The sequence below is a fragment of the Schlesneria sphaerica genome, from assembly GCF_044336245.1.
Lineage (GTDB): Bacteria > Planctomycetota > Planctomycetia > Planctomycetales > Planctomycetaceae > Schlesneria > Schlesneria sphaerica.
On record NZ_CP172346.1, the window covers coordinates 612,966 to 633,673 of the forward strand.

Below are 20,708 nucleotides of genomic sequence, written 5' to 3' on the forward strand. Positions count from 1 at the left end.
CTGAATTCTCAGTTCATATAAACATGGCCGACCGGCGCTGCGGGTCGGTCGTGTTCCTGTTTCAATCGCGGATGAAGTTAATGACGACGTGATCGCAAACGGACTACGGACGGCGGTTCGCCAGCACAGAGGCGTAGACCTCGCGAATTTCCCGGGTCATTGTCTGATGCCGGAAGCGGTCCGTGAACATGGCTCGCCCGGTTTCACCAAGTCGTCTCCGCAGCAGGGGATCATCGACAAGCTGGCATAAAGCGGACGTCAACCCGGGGGCCGATCGAGGTTCTACGAGAAACCCTGTCTGATTAGTCGTGATGACTTCTTTTGCTCCATCAATATCGAAGCTCACCACCGGCTTGCCAGCAATCAGTCCCTGAGGAAGGACCCTCGCGAGCCCCTCCCAAACACTTGCGTGAACGACAATGTCCATCGCGTGAATCAGTTCCGGTACCCGTTCGGGAGGGACCAGCCCTGCGAAAACGAAGTGGTCTCGCAGTCCCCTGGCTTCAAGCTCTCGCTCAAACTCTGGCCTGAGGATGCCGTCTCCAACGAACAGGAAACGGACCGCAGGGCAGTGATCAACGATTGCCTGCGCGGACTTGAGAACGTACTCGTGCCCCTTCAGCGGAAAGAGGCGAGCCACCTTTCCAATCACAATGTGGTCTGAGTTCAGCCCCAGTTCCGCACGAACGATTTCAGGAGAACGTGGAGGATTCAGAAAGGGATCCACGTCAAACCCGCTGTAGACGGTCACGAACCGCTCGCGCGGAGCAATCCCTGCGGCAACGTATTGATCCGTCATGGCATCACAGACGGAAATGAATCGATCGGTCGCTCGGGCCGCCCATCGCTCTAACTGCTGATAGGCCTGAAAGGCAAGTCGATTCTGCCCGAAATGAAATGACGCTCCATGAATCGTATGAACACAGGGAAGCTTCAGACGGGCTGCCGCAAATCGACCGATAATGCCCGCCTTGGAAGAGTGCGTGTGAATCAGGTCCGGCTTGATGGATCGAAGGAGTCGCAGCAGTTCTCGATAGGATTGCCAATCGTTCCAGGGATGAATTGCCCGTTGCGATGCGGAAATCAGCCGCAAGTCGATCCCACCATTCCGAGCGCGAGGTTCCAGCGAACCTTCGGGTCCGATTCCGGGCCCTGTAATGAGCGTGACTCGATCACCATGCAGATGATGCTGGTCTTCCACGGTGAGAAGCGTATTTTCCTGTGCACCGCCGACAATCAGACGGGTAATGTAGTGGACGATGTGCATCAGGAACTTACTGTCTTCAAAATTGTCAGGCGGCAGCCCAAGCCACTGGAGGCGCGGGGACTGCCTGTATTTCGTGTTTGTCGGGGATGGAAGGCAAATGGTATCACCAGAGGAAGCCTGTCTCACGCCCTAGGCCGCCGTCATCGCACGGTCTTATCCCGATACGGACCGCGTGAACTACTTCTGCGACTCGCTTTCGATGGCCTGCGACAGCCGTTCGACCTCGGTTCGACTGACATTGGAATCGTTAGTCATCAACCATTCCACTTCCGCACGTGCGTCATGCCAGCGGCGAGCCTGGAAGCTGAGCACGCCGCGATAGAAATGGTCCTGCCCCGAGTTTGGCGACAGGACGAGGATGGCGTCCGTATAACGAATCATCCGATCAATCTCCTGCTCGTCAGCAGCATTACTGAAGAGATTGCGAAGGATGCGTTCCAGAATGGCTTTCGGAGTCGTTGTGTCCAGGTACGAGTCACGCCAGGGAACATCACTGAGTGCCTCGAACTTGTTTTGAGCTTCGGCGGGGGTTAGTAGAAGTCCTCTTTCGAATACATCCACCAACTGAGAGGAACCTTCTCGCGGTTCATGACGTACTAGAAAATGACGGGGCATTCCGACACCGACGACATTCAGCCCCACCCGTTTCGCGATTTCGATATAGAGAACCGAAAGAGTGATGGGAAGCCCCTCCCGGTCGTCAAGAACCTCGTTTACGTAGCTGTTCGAACGATTGTCGTAGTCTGTCCGGCTTCCGTGAAATCCCTGTTCTTCAAAGAGGTATCGATTGAGAGCCGCCAACCGCTGATATTCGGAAGCGTCCGCTTGCAGCCCTTCTTTGATTTGCCGGGCATGACGCTCGACATCCGCGACGTAATTTTCGATCTCCAGTTCCGGGTTATCGAGTCTTGCAATCAGCAACGCCCCCCGCAGCAGATCGACTGGCTCTGCCGCTGTCGCCGCATGAAAATCGGCGAGCGTCCGCGTCAGGTGGATGTCGCTCGCGAGACGCTTGAGCTGTGAGACGCGTGACTCGAGAGCTTTGACCTGTTCATCCAGGATATCGATCACACTCGAGTCTTCCCGGGCAAGTTCCCTGACGACCCTAGCCTTCGATTCATCGTCTGCGGGCAGTGCATCCAGCGTCGAGGTGACCCGGGTCAGTAACTCGGTGGAGATGCGGGGTTCGCTGAGCGATTCGCCGACGCGAAATCCCTTAAACTGGGCTTCAGTCTGGCGGAATTTGCACAAACCAACTCGTCCACTTTTGTAAGCAGAATCGGTCGTTTCAAAGATCAGTTCCCCGTTGATGTAACAGAGGGTTCTTTCGGCTTCCACGCGAACTTTCAGCGAGTTCCAGCCCTCTTTTTTGAAGTGGGGTGAGCGAGTTTCTCTGAGAACGGCCCAGGAAAAAACATCGGGCCCATCAAAGCGACTCAAACGGAGACCGCCGTTGCTGGGATAAAATCCGTAGTGTCGGTCGGAACCATCTGCATTGAAGACGAGACCTGCTGCGCCATCGCCTGGTGAGAACTTCACTTGCACTGCAACTTCATAGGGAACGGGCGGCGTTGGTTCAGTCGCCAGACACAGTGCGCGTCCTCCAAACCCTCCCCCCATTCCATCGACGACAATCTGGCCCGCGCGCTGTCGCCAACGGCCTCCGGGTAGTACGGTCCATTCCGCCGGGTCCATTGCCCCAATGGTCAGCCAACGAGACATTGGAACCGGGTTCGGCTTTTCAAGCAGCGGTTTCAAAGCATTGACCGCAATAGCAAATCCGAGATTTTCGGTCTTTAACGACTTCATCGTTAGAAGCCCATGCACACGTCCCTGAAGGTCGAGTAGAGGTCCCCCACTATTTCCCCGTTCAATCGGCAGAGCAATCTGCAGCATTGACCGACCATCAATCTCGCGGCGTCCGGAAAGGACTCCACTGACAACGCTCCGTTCCAGTCCCAGTGGATTACCGATAGCGACGACGGGTTGTCCTTCCTGCAATTCATCAGAATTGCCCAACGGGAGCGCCGGCAGGTCGGTAGCGTCAATCTTCAAAAGAGCCAAATCGTGGAACCGCTCGGTTGCATGAACGGCCGCAACATCGAATTTCCGACCGTCGAGCAACTCCACCCGGATTGGCCGTGCTTCCCCAATCACATGCAGATTCGTCGCGATCAGGCCATCTTCGGAGACAATGAAACCCGTTCCAAGTCCCTGCCTCTGTCCGTCACGGCCGGTAAACGTCACGACGACGACCGATTTCTTCACCGTCGCAGCCAACTCTTGAACCGATTTTTCCACCGGTGCTTTCGCGGGGACTTCGAGGTTGTTGGGGGCCGGAGTGACCAATGTCGCCGCATCGGAAGCCCAGAGCGACATGGGGGCGAGAACCAGACTGAAAAGCACAAAATATCGAGCCATTTTTTGCATCGCCGTTCGAGTTCCAAAAATCATGCGAAGTCCCTCAGGTTAGAATCTCGAACTGGATTGCAGCGGAGCCAATTTTACGTCTGTCGAACTTCGTTGTTCAACTGAAAGAATCAGACGGGTTAATCACCCAACAGTCAGATTCACTGCTGGAAATTTCGTCCTTCGGCCGGAATGGGCCGCCCGTCGCCATTCTTCTGCTGATGTGCCGAGCTGAATTACGAGGCATCAGGAGCCGAAAAGGAGGTACTTTTGGGCCGTGGCCTATGAGCGAACGTGAGGACGCAAGGGTCGCCAATGTTTGAGACTAAAGTTCAAGGTCACTTCAGCGATTCTGGTTGGCGGACCGAATTCCATCGACAACTTTTTGCAGTGAGGGATCACTGCGTACCGCTTCAGCAAAATGATGTTGAGCTGATTCCTGATCGCCGCGGTAAGCGGAAAGTTCTCCCAGCTTGATATGGGCAGCTCCACGATCCCGCGCTGTCGTCGCGCAATCGACAGCTGCTTCCAGGTACTGCGAGGCTTTGTCGACTTCGCCTCTGTAGAGATGAATTCCCCCGAGTAGAAGATTGCATTCACTGTGACCGGGGTGGCGGGAGAGTATCTTTTCTAATCGCGCGAGGGCCTCATCATTGCGGCCAAAATTGGCGAGGAGGACGGCCGCCTTCAATTGGGATTTGATGTCATCCGGAATGATGTCCGCAATCGCCTGTGTCTGCTGGAAGTGAGAGGACAGCCAAATCCTCTCTTGTTCCCCTTTCGGAAGAACGGATTTCCCCATCAATGAGTGGCCGTAGACTCGTTCGAGGTCGTTCTTCTGCGCTGTTGTCAGCTCAGGGTCACTCATATCCGTTGCGAACATGATGACCAGGCCGATGATCACCGGACTCCATTTCAGCAGATGCCAGAAGCCGCTATGGGCGAGCGACCGCTGCGATGCGGACGCCCCATTGCTGCTCAGTCCCAGGCCAGATCGATTTGTCGTATCTCGGACCTTCCAGATGAAACCGTCGTAGTAGTAGTGAAGGATCGTCGAGGTGAACAGCAGCCCGTAAAAGACTCGACTCAGCGTACCGTCCAGAACCAGACTCCCTGCAAACGCGATGGCGCCATAGGCCGTAATCAGGCTGAGATAAAGCAGCACCATGCCACGTCGAAAGAGAAACGTCATGAACCGCCCAAGATTGACGTTTGAGCTCACTCGACGACAGTTAAACATCCAGACGATAGCGAGGTATTGCAAATCATGACAGATGTCGAAAAGGGCTGCCCCAATCAACATGTTCTCGACCGACAGCATGATAAAGCACCACAATCCGATCCCACTCGCCAACATCAGCGGCTTGACCGGACTGACCTGCTTCCCACGGACGATCTGAGCAATGTACTTGGCCGAAAACCCGGTTAACGCGATTGCTGATACGAAGAGACTTGCCCAGCGGAGAGCCTGAAATACGGGAAGAGAGAGCCAGAGTCCGCCCGCGGAATACCAATGACCGAGTGTCGTCCCGACATGTTCGTCACGAAACAGTTGCGGAGTGATGAATCCGCACAGGCAGACGAGCCAGTCCCAATAGGCGGTCGCCGTTGAATTCGAGCCGACTTTGGCATCATAAATACGGACAAAGCCGTAAACTTGCATCAGCCCATGCCAGGTCGCCCAGACAAGAATGATCAGTCGGTAAAGATTGTAGTGATAGGTGTAGAGGGGAAAGTAGGCAAGAAAAACCAGAGGCGGCGCGATGAGAAAGCGCCAGCGGAATCGATGGAAGAGATCCCGGTCGCCGTAAGCGCGGATCAGACCAGGGAGATGGTGCCCAGTCGCAAAAAATGCGGTGACGATGAGCGACAGAGTTTCTGCCGACATCAGTTCCGACGAGGAACTGAGTATCAGCACTGCCGGCCACGCCACCAGAGGAGTCAGCAGGATGAAGAGGGCATCGATCCAAGGATTGAAAATCCATTGCCCGCCGGGCTTGGAATGATTGGATCCAACCCCCTCTCTCCGAAACCCTGGAGGACCTTCTGCAGGTTGAACCGGTGCAACCGCCATGACGTCACTTTTTGAAATTGAGCCGATCGAGTCACACAAACGGATGTAGCCCTTCCACCATATCCGAACGTGAGCGACTATTTCAATTTCAATTCATACGTCAACTCCGTCTGCGGGTTATCCTCTTCGACGATCAGTTTGAAGTCATTTTTTACCGGATTCTTGTACTTGCCGCTGAACAAATCGACCCCGGTGCCGTTCTTTTTCATTTTCGGTACATACTCAAACCCAAGTTTATATTTACCCGGCTTCAGTCCATCGCACGAGAGATACGACGTAAAACAGAACTGCCCCTCATCGTCAGTTCGGCAGTTTTTCAGGACGATTGTCGGCGTCTTATCGTAAAGATAGACATTCACGCCTCCTTGGGGTTCGCCGTCGATGGTGACGATCCCGCTTGTTGGTACCACTTTCTCCAGAGATCCGCCGGCCATTTTCTCCAGACGCGCCTCGGACATATCCGCTTTGCCATTCCCGCAGCCTGAAGCAAGGGAAGTCAAAGCACAAGCCAGAAAGAGATTTCTAATTGCCGTCATTTCCCTGCCGGGTCCTTTTTCTCGAAGCAACTGATTCCGTCTGTGGTAAGATCCCTCCTGCTTCGTCGAAGCAGAAGGGACGCTGTGATTTACTCTGTCGATATCAACTGAGGAACAAGGGGCCAGTTTCCACCTTCGTTCGTTTTGCGTTTCCCTGCAAGGACCTGAGTCCGAACTGAAAACTGAAATGACGAAGGCAGACTCTGCCCCCTACGGATGGATCGTTTGTCGAGATGTGAAGTCTTTTTAGAATTCACCCACTGGGGCACCGTCTGCCATGATATAAACTCGATTCATGGTCAGCCGATCAACGTTTTGACTGATGAATCGGACGGCTCCATCGGCCATCACAAACTGGGCACCGCCCACGTGGAAGCTATAGAAGTTCCATTTGTTATTGCAGTTGATGGTGCAATCGCCGTCGGCCTTCGCACCACGGATACTTCCCGGAGCGATTGCACTCATGAAGTGCCCCGATGAGTGCTGCCAGTCGTTCCAGGCATCACCCATCAACCCGACGTCCTCATCGGTGAGATTTCCAACAACTTTACCCATGGCATATTCTTTGGAATCCGGTCGGGAAGACTCGCCACAGATCAAAGTGTTCGAAGTACCGTCCGTGATCTGAGAGATTCTCACCCCGCAGCTGTAAGGCCCACCGTCTCCGGTCTCACAATCGAGGATGGCCCCGGTATAGAAGTTTCCTGCCGCACCAAGGTTTTGATTCATCGTCCAGGCAGGAGCCATACCGACATAGTCCAGAGCCCCTCCTGCATGGTACATCGGTGAACCGAACTCGTCCGTCAGCCAATCATCAAGATAAGCTGGCCGAAGATTTCCTGATCGCGGAGTCGAGGGACAAATGAAAGAGGGAATCACCGAACCGGCAATGGCAGCAAAATTCTGGGTACCGCTGTAAGTTCCCCCTTTGCCATAGTTGGGTGGAGCACCGCCCGTGGCTGAGCCGAATCCCATCGCCACATTAAAATTAATCGTGTTGTAAAGATTTGTTTGATCAATGTATGGCAGAATCAGTTCTGGCCAAGCGTGAACATTGAAATCCGCTCTGCCGGCAGGCTGGTTGTCGACTCCCTGGCCAATGCTGGGGCCACTCTGTTCGCTCACCACATACAGCGCACCGGGAAAGTTGCCAAAAGTCCCTTCATAGTTGTGGAAAGCTAACCCCAATTGCTTCAGGTTGTTCCTGCATTGCGTCCTGCGAGCCGCCTCGCGCGCCTGCTGCACTGCGGGCAGCAGAAGTGCAATCAACACGGCGATGATCGCAATAACAACGAGCAATTCAATCAGTGTGAATCCTCGCTGCCGCCTCGGCGTTCTTCCATTTGTCAAAGACATTCAACAATGCTCCTGTTCAAGAATCGATAGAACACTCGCTGTCGGGATAGGGCGCCTACCTCGCGCGTCAAAGCATGAATCAGAACTGAATATCGACAGAAAGATCAGATGACAGAAAGATCAGATTAAGAAGGGGGCGAATGCCAGTGGGTTCTACTATACCCATCATCTTACGAAAGTTTAAATATCGTCTGATTACGTTTTCCTAAAATCTCAAACAAATCCGGACTCGTCCTTCACGGCGGGCAAGCATCATCCTCTTCAAATTGATCCTCTACATTTGTGCAGGAGTCCGCTGGCCCATTCAGCAAAGATCCAGAGCCAATCTCCCATGAACGTACCTACAGGGCGGACCGGTCGTGCCTCTGCCACCTTCGGTTCAGAGCGGAGTCTGCCTGCATCGCTTGTGGAATCGACTTCCATGCCGCGAGGTCAGGCCACATCGAGCGCACTTACACTTCAAGTGTCAGAATACGTCGTACTTCGTAATTCCCTCGATCGTGGCGGTGACGGAGTTCGCAGTCGTGCCCATCTCAATTCGGCCGCAATGGCCAGGGCGAGCGGCCCCGTTCTCCGGTGGTTTCCTGCGGGGGATCAATTGGGGAAACCGGTTGGCATTCCGGCGAGTGCCGTAATTTCAGCTACCGACCTGCGCGCTGCGAGGCTTCCACCCGTGACTCATTCCCAGCTCCTCCAGCACGCTGCAGAGTAACGGCAGATTGCCGCACAACGGCCGGCCATTGCTATTCGACGGAGAATGGCCTCTGGAGGGCGTTGGTCGTTCAATCAATGCCTCCGCACAAGACAGGGCAGTGTCGATCCCAGAGTGTCCAATCGGGTTTTCTGACAGGAACGAGGTCGTGGTGTCTGCTCCGCAACTCCCCCCCTCTCTACCATAGGAACGCACTCCCACGAAACTGGGCAATCTGCCAGCGCGAGTCGATCCCACCACGTTCTGGATGTCGACGGAGATAAACCCTCAATCAGAGGACTTGCTGCAACGCCCTCAACCTCCTAAATCCTCTTGCCAGCGGGAAGAGATTCAGGCCGGAAGAAACACCATCACGAGTTCGCGAAACACTCAATCGAAAACTCGAAGCGAATTGTTCAATTTTCGTCACCCCAATGCACGGAATATCAGGATGGAAGAGAATTTGGGCGATCAGGTTGACATCCGTATTCGCGTCGCTGTCGCCGAGGACTGCGACGTCATCTCGGAATTCAATAAGCGGCTCGCTCACGAAACCGAAAACAAGTCGCTGTCACACGACCAGATCACAAGGGGGGTACGAACTCTGCTCGAAAACCCCCAGCATGGGCGCTATTTTGTCGCCCAGATCGGGGGTGAAATCATCGGACAGTTGATGCACACGCGGGAGTGGAGTGACTGGAGGAACGGTGAGATCTGGTGGCTGCAAAGCGTCTATGTGCTGCCGGAGTTTCGGAGGCGCGGCGTTTTTCGACGTCTTTTCCAGTATCTGGAGGAACTTGCACGACAGACTCCGGGGGTCATTGGACTTCGGCTTTACGCAGAAGAGCACAACGCAGCGGCACTGAACGTCTACGCGACTCTTGGACTGACACACGCGGGCTATGTGGTGCTGGAGCGTTTTTTCGAACGGAACGGATGATATTGATGAGTGGCTGCAAACAACGCTCTCTCTGCGAGTTTCGGCAGGGAAAGCCGAGCGGAGTTGCGTCAACCCGAAATGATTGTCTCGATCCCGAGAAGTTCTTCGTCCGATGGTTGGAGTGCGACTCGGTACGGAGTATTATCTGTGAAAATCATGCACCTGAGGATTCTGGCACAGGGATTGTATCCCCATCGTTTTGTTAAATGATGCTTTCGTACGTTCCCGATAAACGCCATTGGGAATGAGTCAAATGATTGATTCCTTTGATATTGTCAAACGCGATGCTGTCAAAAGATTCAAGGCGAGACTTGGGTTCGGGTGTAGAATAATTGCCGGAACCTGAGTCACGTGACAAGAATCCCTTCTCCAAGGAAACGCTGTGGCCGACCTCTATCACGAGTGTGGTATTGCCGCGATCTACCATCTGCCGGGAGAGACCAGTCGACTGGCTCCGAAAAAAGATCCCAACCAAGTGTCACGGCATATGCCACGGCTGCTGCTGGAGATTCAAAACCGCGGACAACTCGCTGCGGGAATGACAGTTTACCGCCCCGGGCACGCCCGTTTGCTCGACACGTACAAGGACGTGGGAACGGTCACTGAGGTCTTCAATCTGAACCAGCAGAACGAAGCCACGAAGTTGATGGATCAGTACGAAGGACTGGCCGCCATTGGACATGTACGCTATGCCACATGTGGCGGGGACGATCGCGGCAATGCACAGCCTTTTGAGCGCCATCACATCGAAAAGCACAAATGGTTCGCATTTGGCTTCAACGGCCAACTGGCGAACTACAAGGAACTGAAGGAAGAAATCCTCTCTCAGCCGAACTTCCATCTCGCTCGTGACACCGATACCGAAGTGCTGATGCACATTATTTCCCAGCTGCTGTCGGGTGACCGTCAGCCGACGCTGCTGGAAGTCCTTTCACACCTCAGCGAGCGACTTGACGGAGCATGGAACGTCGTATTCATGAATGCTCTGGGCGAAATGTTCGCCGCGCGTGATCCTCTGGGCATCCGGCCTTTGTGCTATGCCGTCGAGGGTTCACTGTTCGCATGTGCAAGTGAAAGTGTGGCCCTGGCCAATCTTGGTTTCAAACAGGAATCGATTCGGAATGTCCCGCCCGGGCATGCCGTACTGATTCAGAATGGCAAGCTGGAAGTCAAACAGTTCGTTGCCAGTCCCAGCCGGGCACACTGCTTTTTCGAATGGATTTACTTCGCGAATGTCGCCAGTACTCTCGACGACCGCAGCGTTTATCTGACTCGAAAGCAACTGGGCGAAGAACTCGCCAGACAAGAGCGGAACAATCCGGTGTGTCCTCTGGATGATGGCGATACCATCGTCGTCCCGGTCCCGGACACCGCGAAGGCTGCTGCCGACAGCATGGCATACACGCTTCGTGTCCCGTGCCTCGAAGGCCTGATCCGAAATCGTTACATGGGAAGAACCTTCATCGAAGGAACCAACCGCGAAGACAAAGCCCGGATGAAATATACCCCCCTGCCGGAAGTCCTTGCGGGGAAGCGGATCTTGCTCGTGGAAGACACGATCGTCCGCTCGACCACCATGAAAGTTCTGATCTCGCAGTTGCGGGAACGTGGTCACGCTAAAGAAGTGCACGTACGTGTCGCTTGCCCCCCGATCGTCGCTCCCTGCTTTTACGGCATCGACATGTCGACGACCGGACAGCTTTTTGCCCCCAGGTTCCTGGAGCCCGGCGAAGACTTGACCCCCGAGATTGAGCAGGAAATGGCGAATGCCATTGGTGCAGACAGCCTGCGATATCTGTCGCGTGGTGCCATCGCCCGCAGTATCGAATTGCCCGTTTCGTCGCTCTGTCAGGCGTGCGTGGACGGACGATACCCCACCGAAGCGGGTAGAAAACTGTACGAAGAAGATATCAGTACCAACTGCGGTAAAGGGTGTTCCGGCACGCGGGTCTTTGACACGCCACTCGTCGCGACAGTGAAATGATCTGATCGGGCCACCGGTCACTCGCACTCGTTTTCGCCAGACTGACGGATCAGGCTCTGTTCGTCCCACGAGATTGAATGAATGCCAGCCGTCGATTTCCGACCAGAAAGACTGTATGCGATTTACAAAGATGCATGGGGCAGGAAACGACTACATTTATGTAGATTGTTTTCAGGAGCCCATCCCGGAAGATATCGTCTCAACAGCGGTTGCGGTGAGTGATCGACATACGGGAATCGGCGGTGACGGCATCGTCCTGATCTGCCCATCCGAAGTCGCTGACGCCCGCATGAGAATGTTCAATGCCGATGGCAGCGAATCTGAGATGTGTGGGAACGCCATTCGGTGCGTTGCCAAATTTGTTTACGATCGAGGGATCTCGAAGAAGCCTGAACTGAACATCGAAACGCTGCGTGGCGTATTGAAGATGCAACTCACGCCGGGATCCAATGGGCTCGTCGAGCAGGTTCGAGTCAATATGGGTGCCCCCATTCTCGAATCAGACCGTATCCCGACGTTACTACCGGGTGATCCACCGAAGAATGTCGATCTCGACGTCGGTGGCAAGATTATCTCTGTCACCTGCGTGTCGATGGGCAACCCCCACTGCGTCACATTTGTCGATGAACTGAATGACGATTGGGTGCTGCGCATCGGACCGATGATCGAACGGCATCCCGCTTTTCCTCGCCGGGTGAATGCCGAGTTCATTCAGGTGATTTCTCCCACGGAATTCAACATGCGAGTCTGGGAACGGGGCAGTGGCGAGACGATGGCGTGCGGGACCGGTGCCTGCGCGGCAGCGGTCGCCGGCGCACTGACCGGTCGAACAGAACGGTCGGTTACGGCGCATCTTCGCGGTGGAGATCTGAAGCTGGAATGGTCCGCAAGCGGTGACGTCTTTATGACGGGCCCGGCAACAGAAGTCTTCAGCGGCGAATGGAAACCACATCGCGCGTAAAGTCCCTCTGATTTGACACGATGGGAACACGCGCCTCGTGGGAGCATCGCGATGGCCCTAGGGATTGTCAGGCATTAAAAAATGGGCACGTCCGGGACGTGCCCATTTCCATTTCTAAAGTTCGTCGTCCTGCTGATCAGGACTGACGGAATGCGGCGTTGGCGGCAGCGACACCCGCTCCAGGAGGTGTTTTCAATCCTTGATCCCGCAAACACTTTTCCAGTGCCGCAAGGAAAACAAGGACGTTTGCAGCGCTGGAACCTGAACCCATCAACCCGATGCGCCAGGTTTTTCCCTTCATCGGTCCGAGTCCCCCCCCGATTTCGATGCCGAATTCATTGAGGAGTTGTTTTCGTACCGTAGCGTCATCAGCTCCTTCAGGAATTCGAACTGCGTTCAACATGGGCAGCTGCTGCCCTTCCTTCACCGCATACTCAAGCCCCATGGCATTGATGCCTGCCTTTAGCGCGAGATGGTTCCGCGTGTGCCGTGCGAATCGAGCTTCCAAGCCTTCCTCAAGAACGATTCGCAGCGCTTCGTGCAAGCCATAGTTCATGTTGATCGGCGCCGTGTGATGGTAGGCACGATTACTTCCCCAGTAATCCTTCACCATCTGCATGTCCAGATACCAGCTCTGGACTTTCGTCTTACGCGCGTCGATGGCGGCGACGGCACGATCGCTGAATGTGACGGGTGCCAGCCCCGGCGGGCAACTGAGACATTTCTGCGTACCGCTGTAGACGGCGTCCAGCTGCCAGGCATCAACTTCAACGGGCTGACCGCCCAGTGAAGTCACGCAGTCGACCGCAATCAGGGCTCCATTTTCGTGACAGACGCGTGCAATGTCCTCGACGGGTTGAGAGGCACCGGTCGACGTTTCTGCGTTGACGATTCCCACAACTTTGGGACGGTGTTCCTTGACCGCCTTCTCAATCTCTTCCGTCGTGAAAATGTCTCCAAAAGGGCGGTCAAGCTGGATGACGACGGCGCCACACCGGGCTGCCACATCGGCCATTCGACCACCGAACACACCATTCACGCAGACGATCATCTTGTCGCCCGGTTCAATCAGGTTGGCAACGACAGTCTCCATCCCGGCACTGCCCGTTCCGCTGACAGCAAGCGTCAATTTGTTCTGCGTGCGGAAAACCTGTCGGAGCATCCCCTGGGTTTCATCCATGATCCGGAGGAAGTACGGATCGAGGTGGCCCACCGTTTGAGCGGCCATCGCCAGCAGCACGCGAGGATGAATATCGCTCGGACCAGGGCCCATGAGAATTCGACGGGGGGGAGCGACGGGAGCAGGAATGCCGGTAGACATCGTTTTCGGTGACTCTCTAAAGAGGATGGAGGTTAGATTGCGGGGAACCAGTCAATGCCAGCGACGGAGAGAGCCAGGATGGGCGACCGTCGCACCTTTTCAAATAAAATACGGCCGTAACAGTGATGAAGATTCGCACGCGATTCAACTGACAAAGATTTCGCTGAAGTGACTGGACGGCTCAAGCAGTGCTGCCTGCCCATCTCATGCCCGTCTCCTTCGTGTGAGCAGAAGATGCAACTCGACGGCGGCACGAGCAAGGCCACTCTCTCGATTTGTCCAACACGTCGTCTTTTTCCCCGTCTGCTTACTCGGTTTTAAGTTCGAACAATGTTCTGCAGGTGATCCCTGTTGCTTTCGCGTAAGCGACCAGTTCCTCATGAAACGAAGGACTCACTGCGGCTCTCAATTGACGCATCCGTTCCGCAATTGAAAGATCGGCTGTACTTCGTCGGCATTATAACCAGGTCTCAAAAAATTGGGCACCGATACCATTCTGCCACTGAATCCTTCGGGGCCTCAGTCGGCGGTATTCGAATTCCATACCTGCGGAAATGTTGCGGCAGGACTGGGTGCCGCAGATCCGGTCGCCCCTGAGTGGTCTCAGCACCAGGCTTTTCCTTCGATTCGCTGTTCTTCCCACGCGATTCCGTATCAGAAAACAGACCGACCCCAGTTCGGCGTTCACCGCGGATCGCCAGAAAAGCAATGCCGCAGTGAACGAATTCGAATGGGGTCGTTTCAGTCAGTCAATCTGGCACCAATCAGTCGATGATCTTCACCTTCATCTCGTCACTGTTCCCTTTCAGCTCGGGCGCATACATGGCACTTGCTTTTGCAGGAAGAGCGCTGAACTGACCGGGAGTTTCGGCCCGCAATCGGTAGCTGAGCGAATGATTACCTCGCATCAGCTGTCGGACGAAGAACGTGACTCGTTCATCCCGGAACTCAACGAAGGCCCCCATCGAATTCCCGTTGTAGCCACTTCGAACTTCGACAGGTTCGAACCCGGCGGCCTTCAGATCTTCGAACAGGAGATACTCGTAATCATTCTTGCTTTCGATTTCGAGTTCCACTTCCACCAGATCACCGCTCTTCAGCTCACTCAGACTCGGAAGTTCTGTTCGTTCGAACTTTTCAACCTGCTGCTTGACGGCCTGGCCTCGGGCTCCCTGCTGGTCGACCTTCTTTTCGACCCGAGTCAGCTTATAGAACTTGCGATCCACTTTGACTTCCAAACCGGCTCGAGAGATGAAATCTTCCAGAGTGAAATTGGTCTGATAGACGTTGTAGTAAAGTGGGCCGGTTCCCTGCTTCTTGAGTTCGAGTGTGTGCTTTCCGGTCGTCACAGCGTCTCCCTCAAGCACGAACTTGTTATCGAATGTGAAGAGGTTTGAGGCATCGATTTTGACCTCCTTCTGCTTCTGACCATCAAGCCAGACTTCGACAGTGAGGTTCGGCTTGTCTTCTCCGCTGGCCTGCTGATACTCGGCCAGGGCTTCAATACACAGGGCCGTGTCACGAGTACTGTTCCAGTATGTCGCGTGCTTCCGATTGTTGAGCAGGTATTTCACCAACCGCGAAGCACGCCGGTCGTTCGGATTGGTCTTCGACAGCAACTTCAGATAGTACGCATTCGCTTCAATGTCGTTTCCGTACCAGTACCACCACCCTTCCTGCGGCAGCTTCAGATAGGCGGTCTGGTTTTCCTCATCCTCGACGACAAACTGCTCAATGTTTTCGAGCACCACTTTCAGCTTGTCTGTCTGCTGCTGTCGATGCAGGGCCAAACCGTAGAGTGCCTTCGCGTAGACCGGCAGTTGAACTCGATCTCTGAACAGAAACTCATCCATCGCACTATTGGAAACATCTGCTTCCAGCAGCAGCATGTAGATGAACGCATCAAGAGCGTCGGCATGCTGCTTTTGCGGAACATCCTTCTTGCCCCAGTTCTTGAGTTTCTCGACCTGCTCAGTCTGGTAGCGAGTCAGCCATTCGATTCCCCGCTCCAGCACGCCGGGGACAATCGCGACATCATTTGCCTTTGCGACCTGTAGACCGTGCACCACCACGGCGGTCGTGTGAGGCCACGAGCGTTCTCCGTAGCCGCTGAACCATCCCCAACCACCGTCCGACACCTGCATCGATGTCAGTCGCTCGAGTCCCTCCTTGACCATCGATCGAACCTCTTCTTCGTCGAAGACAGGGTTTCGATCGAAGCGTTTCCAGCCCTTTGCCCGTTCGACATCATCGCCGATTTCCTGAGCGTTCAGATTGGTCCGCTTGGCCTGAATGTCCTTGAGATTCAGTTGCATCTTCAGCAACAGTCGTTGCGTGATCACCGTCGGCAGGAAACGATTTAACGTTTGCTCGGTACACCCGTAGGGGTACTCGACGAGGTAAGGAAGTGCGTCGACCATCGCTCCTGCCAGAGTCGGTGAGAACCTTGCCTCCAACCTGGATTCATTTTGCCGCCTCGCTTCGGGAACGACGAACGTCACCTGCCCCGCAGAATCCGTCGGGCGAATTGCTCCACTGAACGACTCGGTCTTCAACATGCCATGAATATAGACCGGGAATGATAGCTTCATCGCGTCAGACTCTTCGTCTGTCAAAGCACTGACGGTGATTTCAGTCACCCCTTCGGACGCGACTTTCACGCGCCAGTTGACGCGTTGCTCGCCTCCCGGTTCGAGCGAGATCGTCTGCTTCAATGGCCATGTGCGATTTTCTCCGCCGTTTGGTTCATTCGATTCGATCAGCGAAAGAAGCTTGCCGTCGACGGCCAACGTGACTTCCACCGACTTCGCAGACTTCAGATAGCTATGAACGTTTGCACTGATGACGACCTCGTCCTTATCGACGAAGAATCGTGGAGCTTGCAGGCGGACCAGCAGATTCTTTCTGGTCGTAACTTCGACTTCACTTTGTCCGACCTTCGTGCCCAGTCCCATCGCCCAGGTCTTCACCTTCCAGCCGGTCAGGCTTTCGGGCATCTTGAAGCTGACTTCCGCCATACCTGACTGATCGGTCGTCAGCGAACCCGTCCAGAACGCCGTGTCGGCGAAATTCGAACGGATTGTGGGAGTCTGCATCGCACCTTCAACAGCTCCGTCCGGCGTCTCTACGGACCCTGTTGACGCGAAGTCCGCCTCCATGGCGGCAGGCATGGGCATCGCTCCCCGCATCATGGCCCCGGCAGGTGCTGCCATCATTTTCTGACCGCCTGCTGCACGCCCTCTGCCCGCTGAAAGGAAGACGATGCGATCGCCCGATATTCCTGCGTCGAGGCCGCCAAAGACTCCGAGGTCATTCATCGGAATATCGCCAGTCTTGATCAGATTGCTGAACGAGCGATCCAGGGTGTTGTCGCCCTGCGGGAAATGGTTACGACGCCACTTCCAGAAGAACTCTTTGATCTCAGGTACGTTGCTTCCACCTGAAATGTATTCGACGGTCTTGTCATAAACGGTGAGCACAGTGGATCCCACGAACGGTTCGCCGGTCGGGTCGGTCAGTTTCACGTGCACCCGTGCATCAGCACCCGGCTGGTACTCCGTGGCGGATGGCTGCACCTCGACGTTGATGATCCGCTTTTCCGGGGGAACAACGACCTCGCGAGTCTCCTGATGGTACTTGCCGTTCGAGACCGTAAACGCTTCCAGAAAGAAGTTCGGCATGTCCTTTTGAATCACCGCGACTTCTTCGACTGTCGTCTTGCCTTTCAGGCGAATCACCTTCGGTGGAAGGTAGACTCCATTCGAAGGGCGGATGAACAACACGATGCAACCATCTGGATTGTTCGTCGTGACCATCAAATTGACAGTGTCACCTGGTGCGTATTCCTGCTTGTCCGTGATCAGTTCCAGATCGTTGAAGCGGAACTCTCGTCCGTCGAAGCCGTCGCCTCGTACCACGAAAACATATCCTCCCTCGATCGAATGCTGTTTCGAATCGGTCAGCTTGTACGACAGACGGTATTGTCCCGCTTTACTTGCCGCGATCTGTTGCTGGGCATGCCCTTGTTCGTTCGTATCCAGTTTCCAGCTTTGCACCGCTGTTTCGACCGGCTTTTGATCCGCGTCATAAGAAATCTGAAAGAGCGTCAGCTCTCCTGTCCCTTTGACGGGTTTATTATCAAGCGTGTGGGCCTGAAACGAAGCGTGAATGTCATCGCCGACACGGTAGTGACCTCGGTTGACCCAGGTGAAGACTTTGAAAGGCTGACGGGCGACGAGAACATTCCCAGTCCCGACGATCGTTCGACGTGACTCATCCACCACTTCTGCCGTGATGGTGTAGGAGTGATCTTCGTCGCCGTGAATTTCTTTCGCGGCCAGGGTGTCGATCTCGACACGGACCTCTCCGTCCTCGCCGATCTCTACCTCTTGTTCTGTGATCAGTTCGGGCGGAGCTGGGTTGTGACCGATCCACCATCCTTTGGGTCGAACGCAGCCCCAGCGACTCCAGCCCGGATACCAGGTGTAGTCCGACGCGAACCACCAGTATCCACGTCCATAGAGCCAGTCCCAGTTGGCGATGGGATACCAATGGCTGTCATGCGCAGATCGTTGAACCTTATATTTCACTTTCGCCTTGGTGACCGGAGCACCGAAGAAGTACTTTGCCTTGATTGTCGCCGTGATTTTTTCGCCAAGTGCGATGGGTTCCGTCGGCGCATCAATTTTGACTTCGTACTCTGGCTTCTTGTATTCTTCGACCCGGAACGAACCTCCCTGGTTGAATTCGTTCTGAACAACAAGCTGATACGTTCCCAGCATCGCACCTTTCGGCAGCGGGAATTCCCCTTCGAGCCCGCCGTAATGATCCGTCGTGAAGACTTTCTGAAAGACTTCTTCTCCTTGAGGATTACTGATCAGGACCTTGAACTCACGATTGGCGAACTCTGCCTTGTCAGCCACATCATATTTGCTTGTCTGAATCCAGAACTTGAATTTCACTGTCTGTTCCGGGCGGTAGACCGGCCGATCCGTGATGGCGTATACGCGTTTCGCGTTGTACTCCTCATCATGTTTCTGTCCCCACCATGAGTGCGTGAAGCCGGTGTAAGCCAGTCGCCCTTCTTTCGTCCTGGCAACGATCATCCATTGGTGATCGTTCGGCATTCGCTTCGAGGGGAGCGAGATCAGTCCGTTACCGTCCGTAAACTCAGAGAAATTCGTTGTGGTCAACTTCCAGCGTGACTGGTTCTTGTCGACGGGGGTCTGCTTCCACCCGAAAAACTCGACATTGGCATTTGCAATCGGCTGGCCTGTTACGGCATCGGCGACGAAATGCATCGACTTTCCATCGAGCGGCTTTCGCACGAGTACCGTGTCCGCAAGCCAGACGATGACATGGCTGACATTGCCGTCCTTCAGACGTCCCGTCAGAAGATAGGCTCCCGCCTTCTGGAGCGGGGTCGTCACTGTAACAACATCATCGAAGTGATCCGGCTTTGGCTTCAGATCCAGCTTCCAGGTGGCAACGGATTCGCCCAGGTACTCTGTCTGGTTCTCAGTCACCAGGCGATAGCCAAGATCCTGGATATTGAATTTACTCCAGTCGAGCTGAGCGGGAGACGATTTCAGGTAGCTCTTCACGTCTTCGAGCAGCTTATCAATCTTCACGACACGAGCTTCAAATGAGACCTCGCTGGCGTTGCGGAAACGGAAATCGACTACGGCTCCGCGCCCGGCAGGTGCCACCGTCAGATTCTCGAACCGCCCCCAGTTCTTCACGATCTGATCCAGTCGGGGCTGACGATGTTCTTGCGCACCGAATTTCTGAATCGCCGACGTCCAGGAGGCAGCCGCTTTCTTGTACTGTCGACGATCTTCGTAAATCTGTGCCAATTGATCGGCCGCAGCAGGCGAGTAGCTGTCTTTCTGCTCGCGATTCGCAATCGTTTGAAAGAGCTTGATGGGGTTGAATTCATCGGGCAGCTTGAAGCGTTTCACGCCCGTCGCCAGCTTCGCAATTGTCTCGTCGTCGCTGAGTGACTGTACTACGAAGGGACCGCTTTCATCCACGTCGTCACTTCGTCCCGAACCCCGCTGCAACCAGGCGATTGTCTGGACGCCGAAATGTTGATGCAGAAACTGAGCGAAGGAAAAGTCGACTTGGTTTTGCAGCGTCTTATCAAATTCGACTGCCTGCATCAGCGCCCAGCGCCAGCGTTCTCCGTCGGTCGTTGCAGCCTCCCATGACGCGGGAAGCTGATGGAGAACGGGATGACCTTCAGCATCAACCGGGGCACCTTTGGAACTCTCATCCCATGGCCCCCTCCCTCGCCAGCGCATCGGACTTTGTTCTTCATAATCGGGCAATACCGCAAGATCGGTAAGCGTCTGCAACTTCCATGGTGCGACGCGGTTGATCTGCTGAGCAAAGTCGATGAAGAGCCTTCCCACCTCCTTATGGTCGGGATCTTTGAGCGCCAATGGCAGGGCCTGCTGGAAAAGCTGAAGAGCCCGAACTCGGTCACGATTGGCCGCCGTCACGTATTGACCACCGCCACGGTGGGATCCCCGCTCGAACTTGCCGGCGATCAGGAAACCGTCGTGAACGAGGACATCGCCGTACTGTCGACCCGCATCTGCCAGAAACCGCCAATTGGAGGCGTGCGTCTTGACGGCGGCCTCAATCAGTTCATCGACTTCATTCGTCCGGCCCAGGTTCTGAAGAGACTGCACCGCGAGGGCCAGGTCCCCGCCGACCTTCGCGGCGTCCGACTTCTCATCGAGCAACAACTTGCGGGCACCTTCATAGGCTGTTTTGAAGTTTCCGGCCTCAAACTCTTTCCGTACCGCACTGCGATTCACAGGATCCCCCGCTTCCTCGGCCAGCGCCGACCATGAGACAACGCAGAAAAAGAGCGCACTGAGCAGGAACGTCAACTTTGACATGATAGGAACCATTCCTTGAGAGATGGGGAAAGCAGGTCCTCCCGACCCGAGGTGCCAGTATACTTGACTGTCTTCCAGATGTCACAGATGCCGAATTCTCCCGGCCGCACAGGCACTGTGATTGATCGCACCTGTGACCGCAGCTTCCATGGCCGCTTGCGAACGGTTACAGGGTGAATTTCGCTGGAATCAGGTACCTCAAAGGCTCTGCGAAGAACGTTTGCACTCCCATCGTAAATTGTTTTTGACTTTGTAGGGGCT

The 20,708-nt window shown here is 54.9% G+C and carries 10 protein-coding genes; 3 read left to right on the forward strand and 7 right to left on the reverse strand.

All coding sequences use genetic code 11. From position 1 onward, the window contains the following. Window positions 1-103: 103 nt before the first annotated feature. The 5 genes from ACGY09_RS02225 to ACGY09_RS02245 all read right to left on the reverse strand — a co-directional run bounded on the left by ACGY09_RS02225 (window position 104) and on the right by ACGY09_RS02245 (window position 7,642). On the reverse strand, window positions 104-1,267 hold the full coding sequence (locus ACGY09_RS02225; RefSeq protein WP_397570306.1) for a glycosyltransferase family 4 protein: 1,164 nt from the start codon (window positions 1,265-1,267) through the stop codon (window positions 104-106). Between the two features lie 177 nt (window positions 1,268-1,444). Next, a complete protein-coding gene (locus ACGY09_RS02230; protein ID WP_397570307.1) occupies window positions 1,445-3,721 on the reverse strand; it encodes a transglutaminase family protein in 2,277 nt (758 codons plus the stop codon). A 298-nt stretch (window positions 3,722-4,019) separates the two neighbouring features. Beyond that, complete coding sequence (locus ACGY09_RS02235; protein WP_397570308.1) at window positions 4,020-5,750, reverse strand: tetratricopeptide repeat protein; 1,731 nt, start codon at window positions 5,748-5,750, stop codon at window positions 4,020-4,022. A 77-nt stretch (window positions 5,751-5,827) separates the two neighbouring features. Further along, a complete protein-coding gene (locus ACGY09_RS02240) occupies window positions 5,828-6,286 on the reverse strand; it encodes a hypothetical protein (protein ID WP_397570309.1) in 459 nt (152 codons plus the stop codon). Between the two features lie 246 nt (window positions 6,287-6,532). Then, window positions 6,533-7,642 (reverse strand): DUF1559 domain-containing protein, encoded by a 1,110-nt coding sequence (locus tag ACGY09_RS02245; protein WP_397570310.1) that lies wholly within the window; start codon window positions 7,640-7,642, stop codon window positions 6,533-6,535. A gap of 1,142 nt (window positions 7,643-8,784) precedes the next feature. Here ACGY09_RS02245 and ACGY09_RS02250 point away from each other — a divergent pair. The 3 genes from ACGY09_RS02250 (at window position 8,785) to dapF (ending at window position 12,218) form a co-directional block, all read left to right on the forward strand. Beyond that, the gene (locus ACGY09_RS02250) at window positions 8,785-9,273 is read left to right on the forward strand and encodes a GNAT family N-acetyltransferase (RefSeq protein ID WP_397570311.1); all 489 of its coding nucleotides are present in this window, start codon (window positions 8,785-8,787) and stop codon (window positions 9,271-9,273) included. A 382-nt stretch (window positions 9,274-9,655) separates the two neighbouring features. Then, window positions 9,656-11,257 carry an amidophosphoribosyltransferase gene (locus tag ACGY09_RS02255; RefSeq protein ID WP_373651710.1) on the forward strand — a complete coding sequence of 534 codons (1,602 nt, stop codon included), beginning with the start codon at window positions 9,656-9,658 and terminating at the stop codon, window positions 11,255-11,257. A 115-nt stretch (window positions 11,258-11,372) separates the two neighbouring features. Then, window positions 11,373-12,218: a diaminopimelate epimerase gene (gene dapF, locus ACGY09_RS02260; protein WP_373651709.1), complete on the forward strand. Its 846-nt coding sequence runs from the start codon at window positions 11,373-11,375 to the stop codon at window positions 12,216-12,218. A 136-nt stretch (window positions 12,219-12,354) separates the two neighbouring features. On the opposite strand, the gene ACGY09_RS02265 is transcribed toward dapF, so the two are convergent. Continuing rightward, the gene (locus ACGY09_RS02265) at window positions 12,355-13,539 is read right to left on the reverse strand and encodes an alanine--glyoxylate aminotransferase family protein (protein ID WP_373651708.1); all 1,185 of its coding nucleotides are present in this window, start codon (window positions 13,537-13,539) and stop codon (window positions 12,355-12,357) included. Between the two features lie 764 nt (window positions 13,540-14,303). Beyond that, a complete protein-coding gene (locus tag ACGY09_RS02270; protein ID WP_397570312.1) occupies window positions 14,304-20,447 on the reverse strand; it encodes an alpha-2-macroglobulin family protein in 6,144 nt (2,047 codons plus the stop codon). Window positions 20,448-20,708 lie beyond the last annotated feature (261 nt).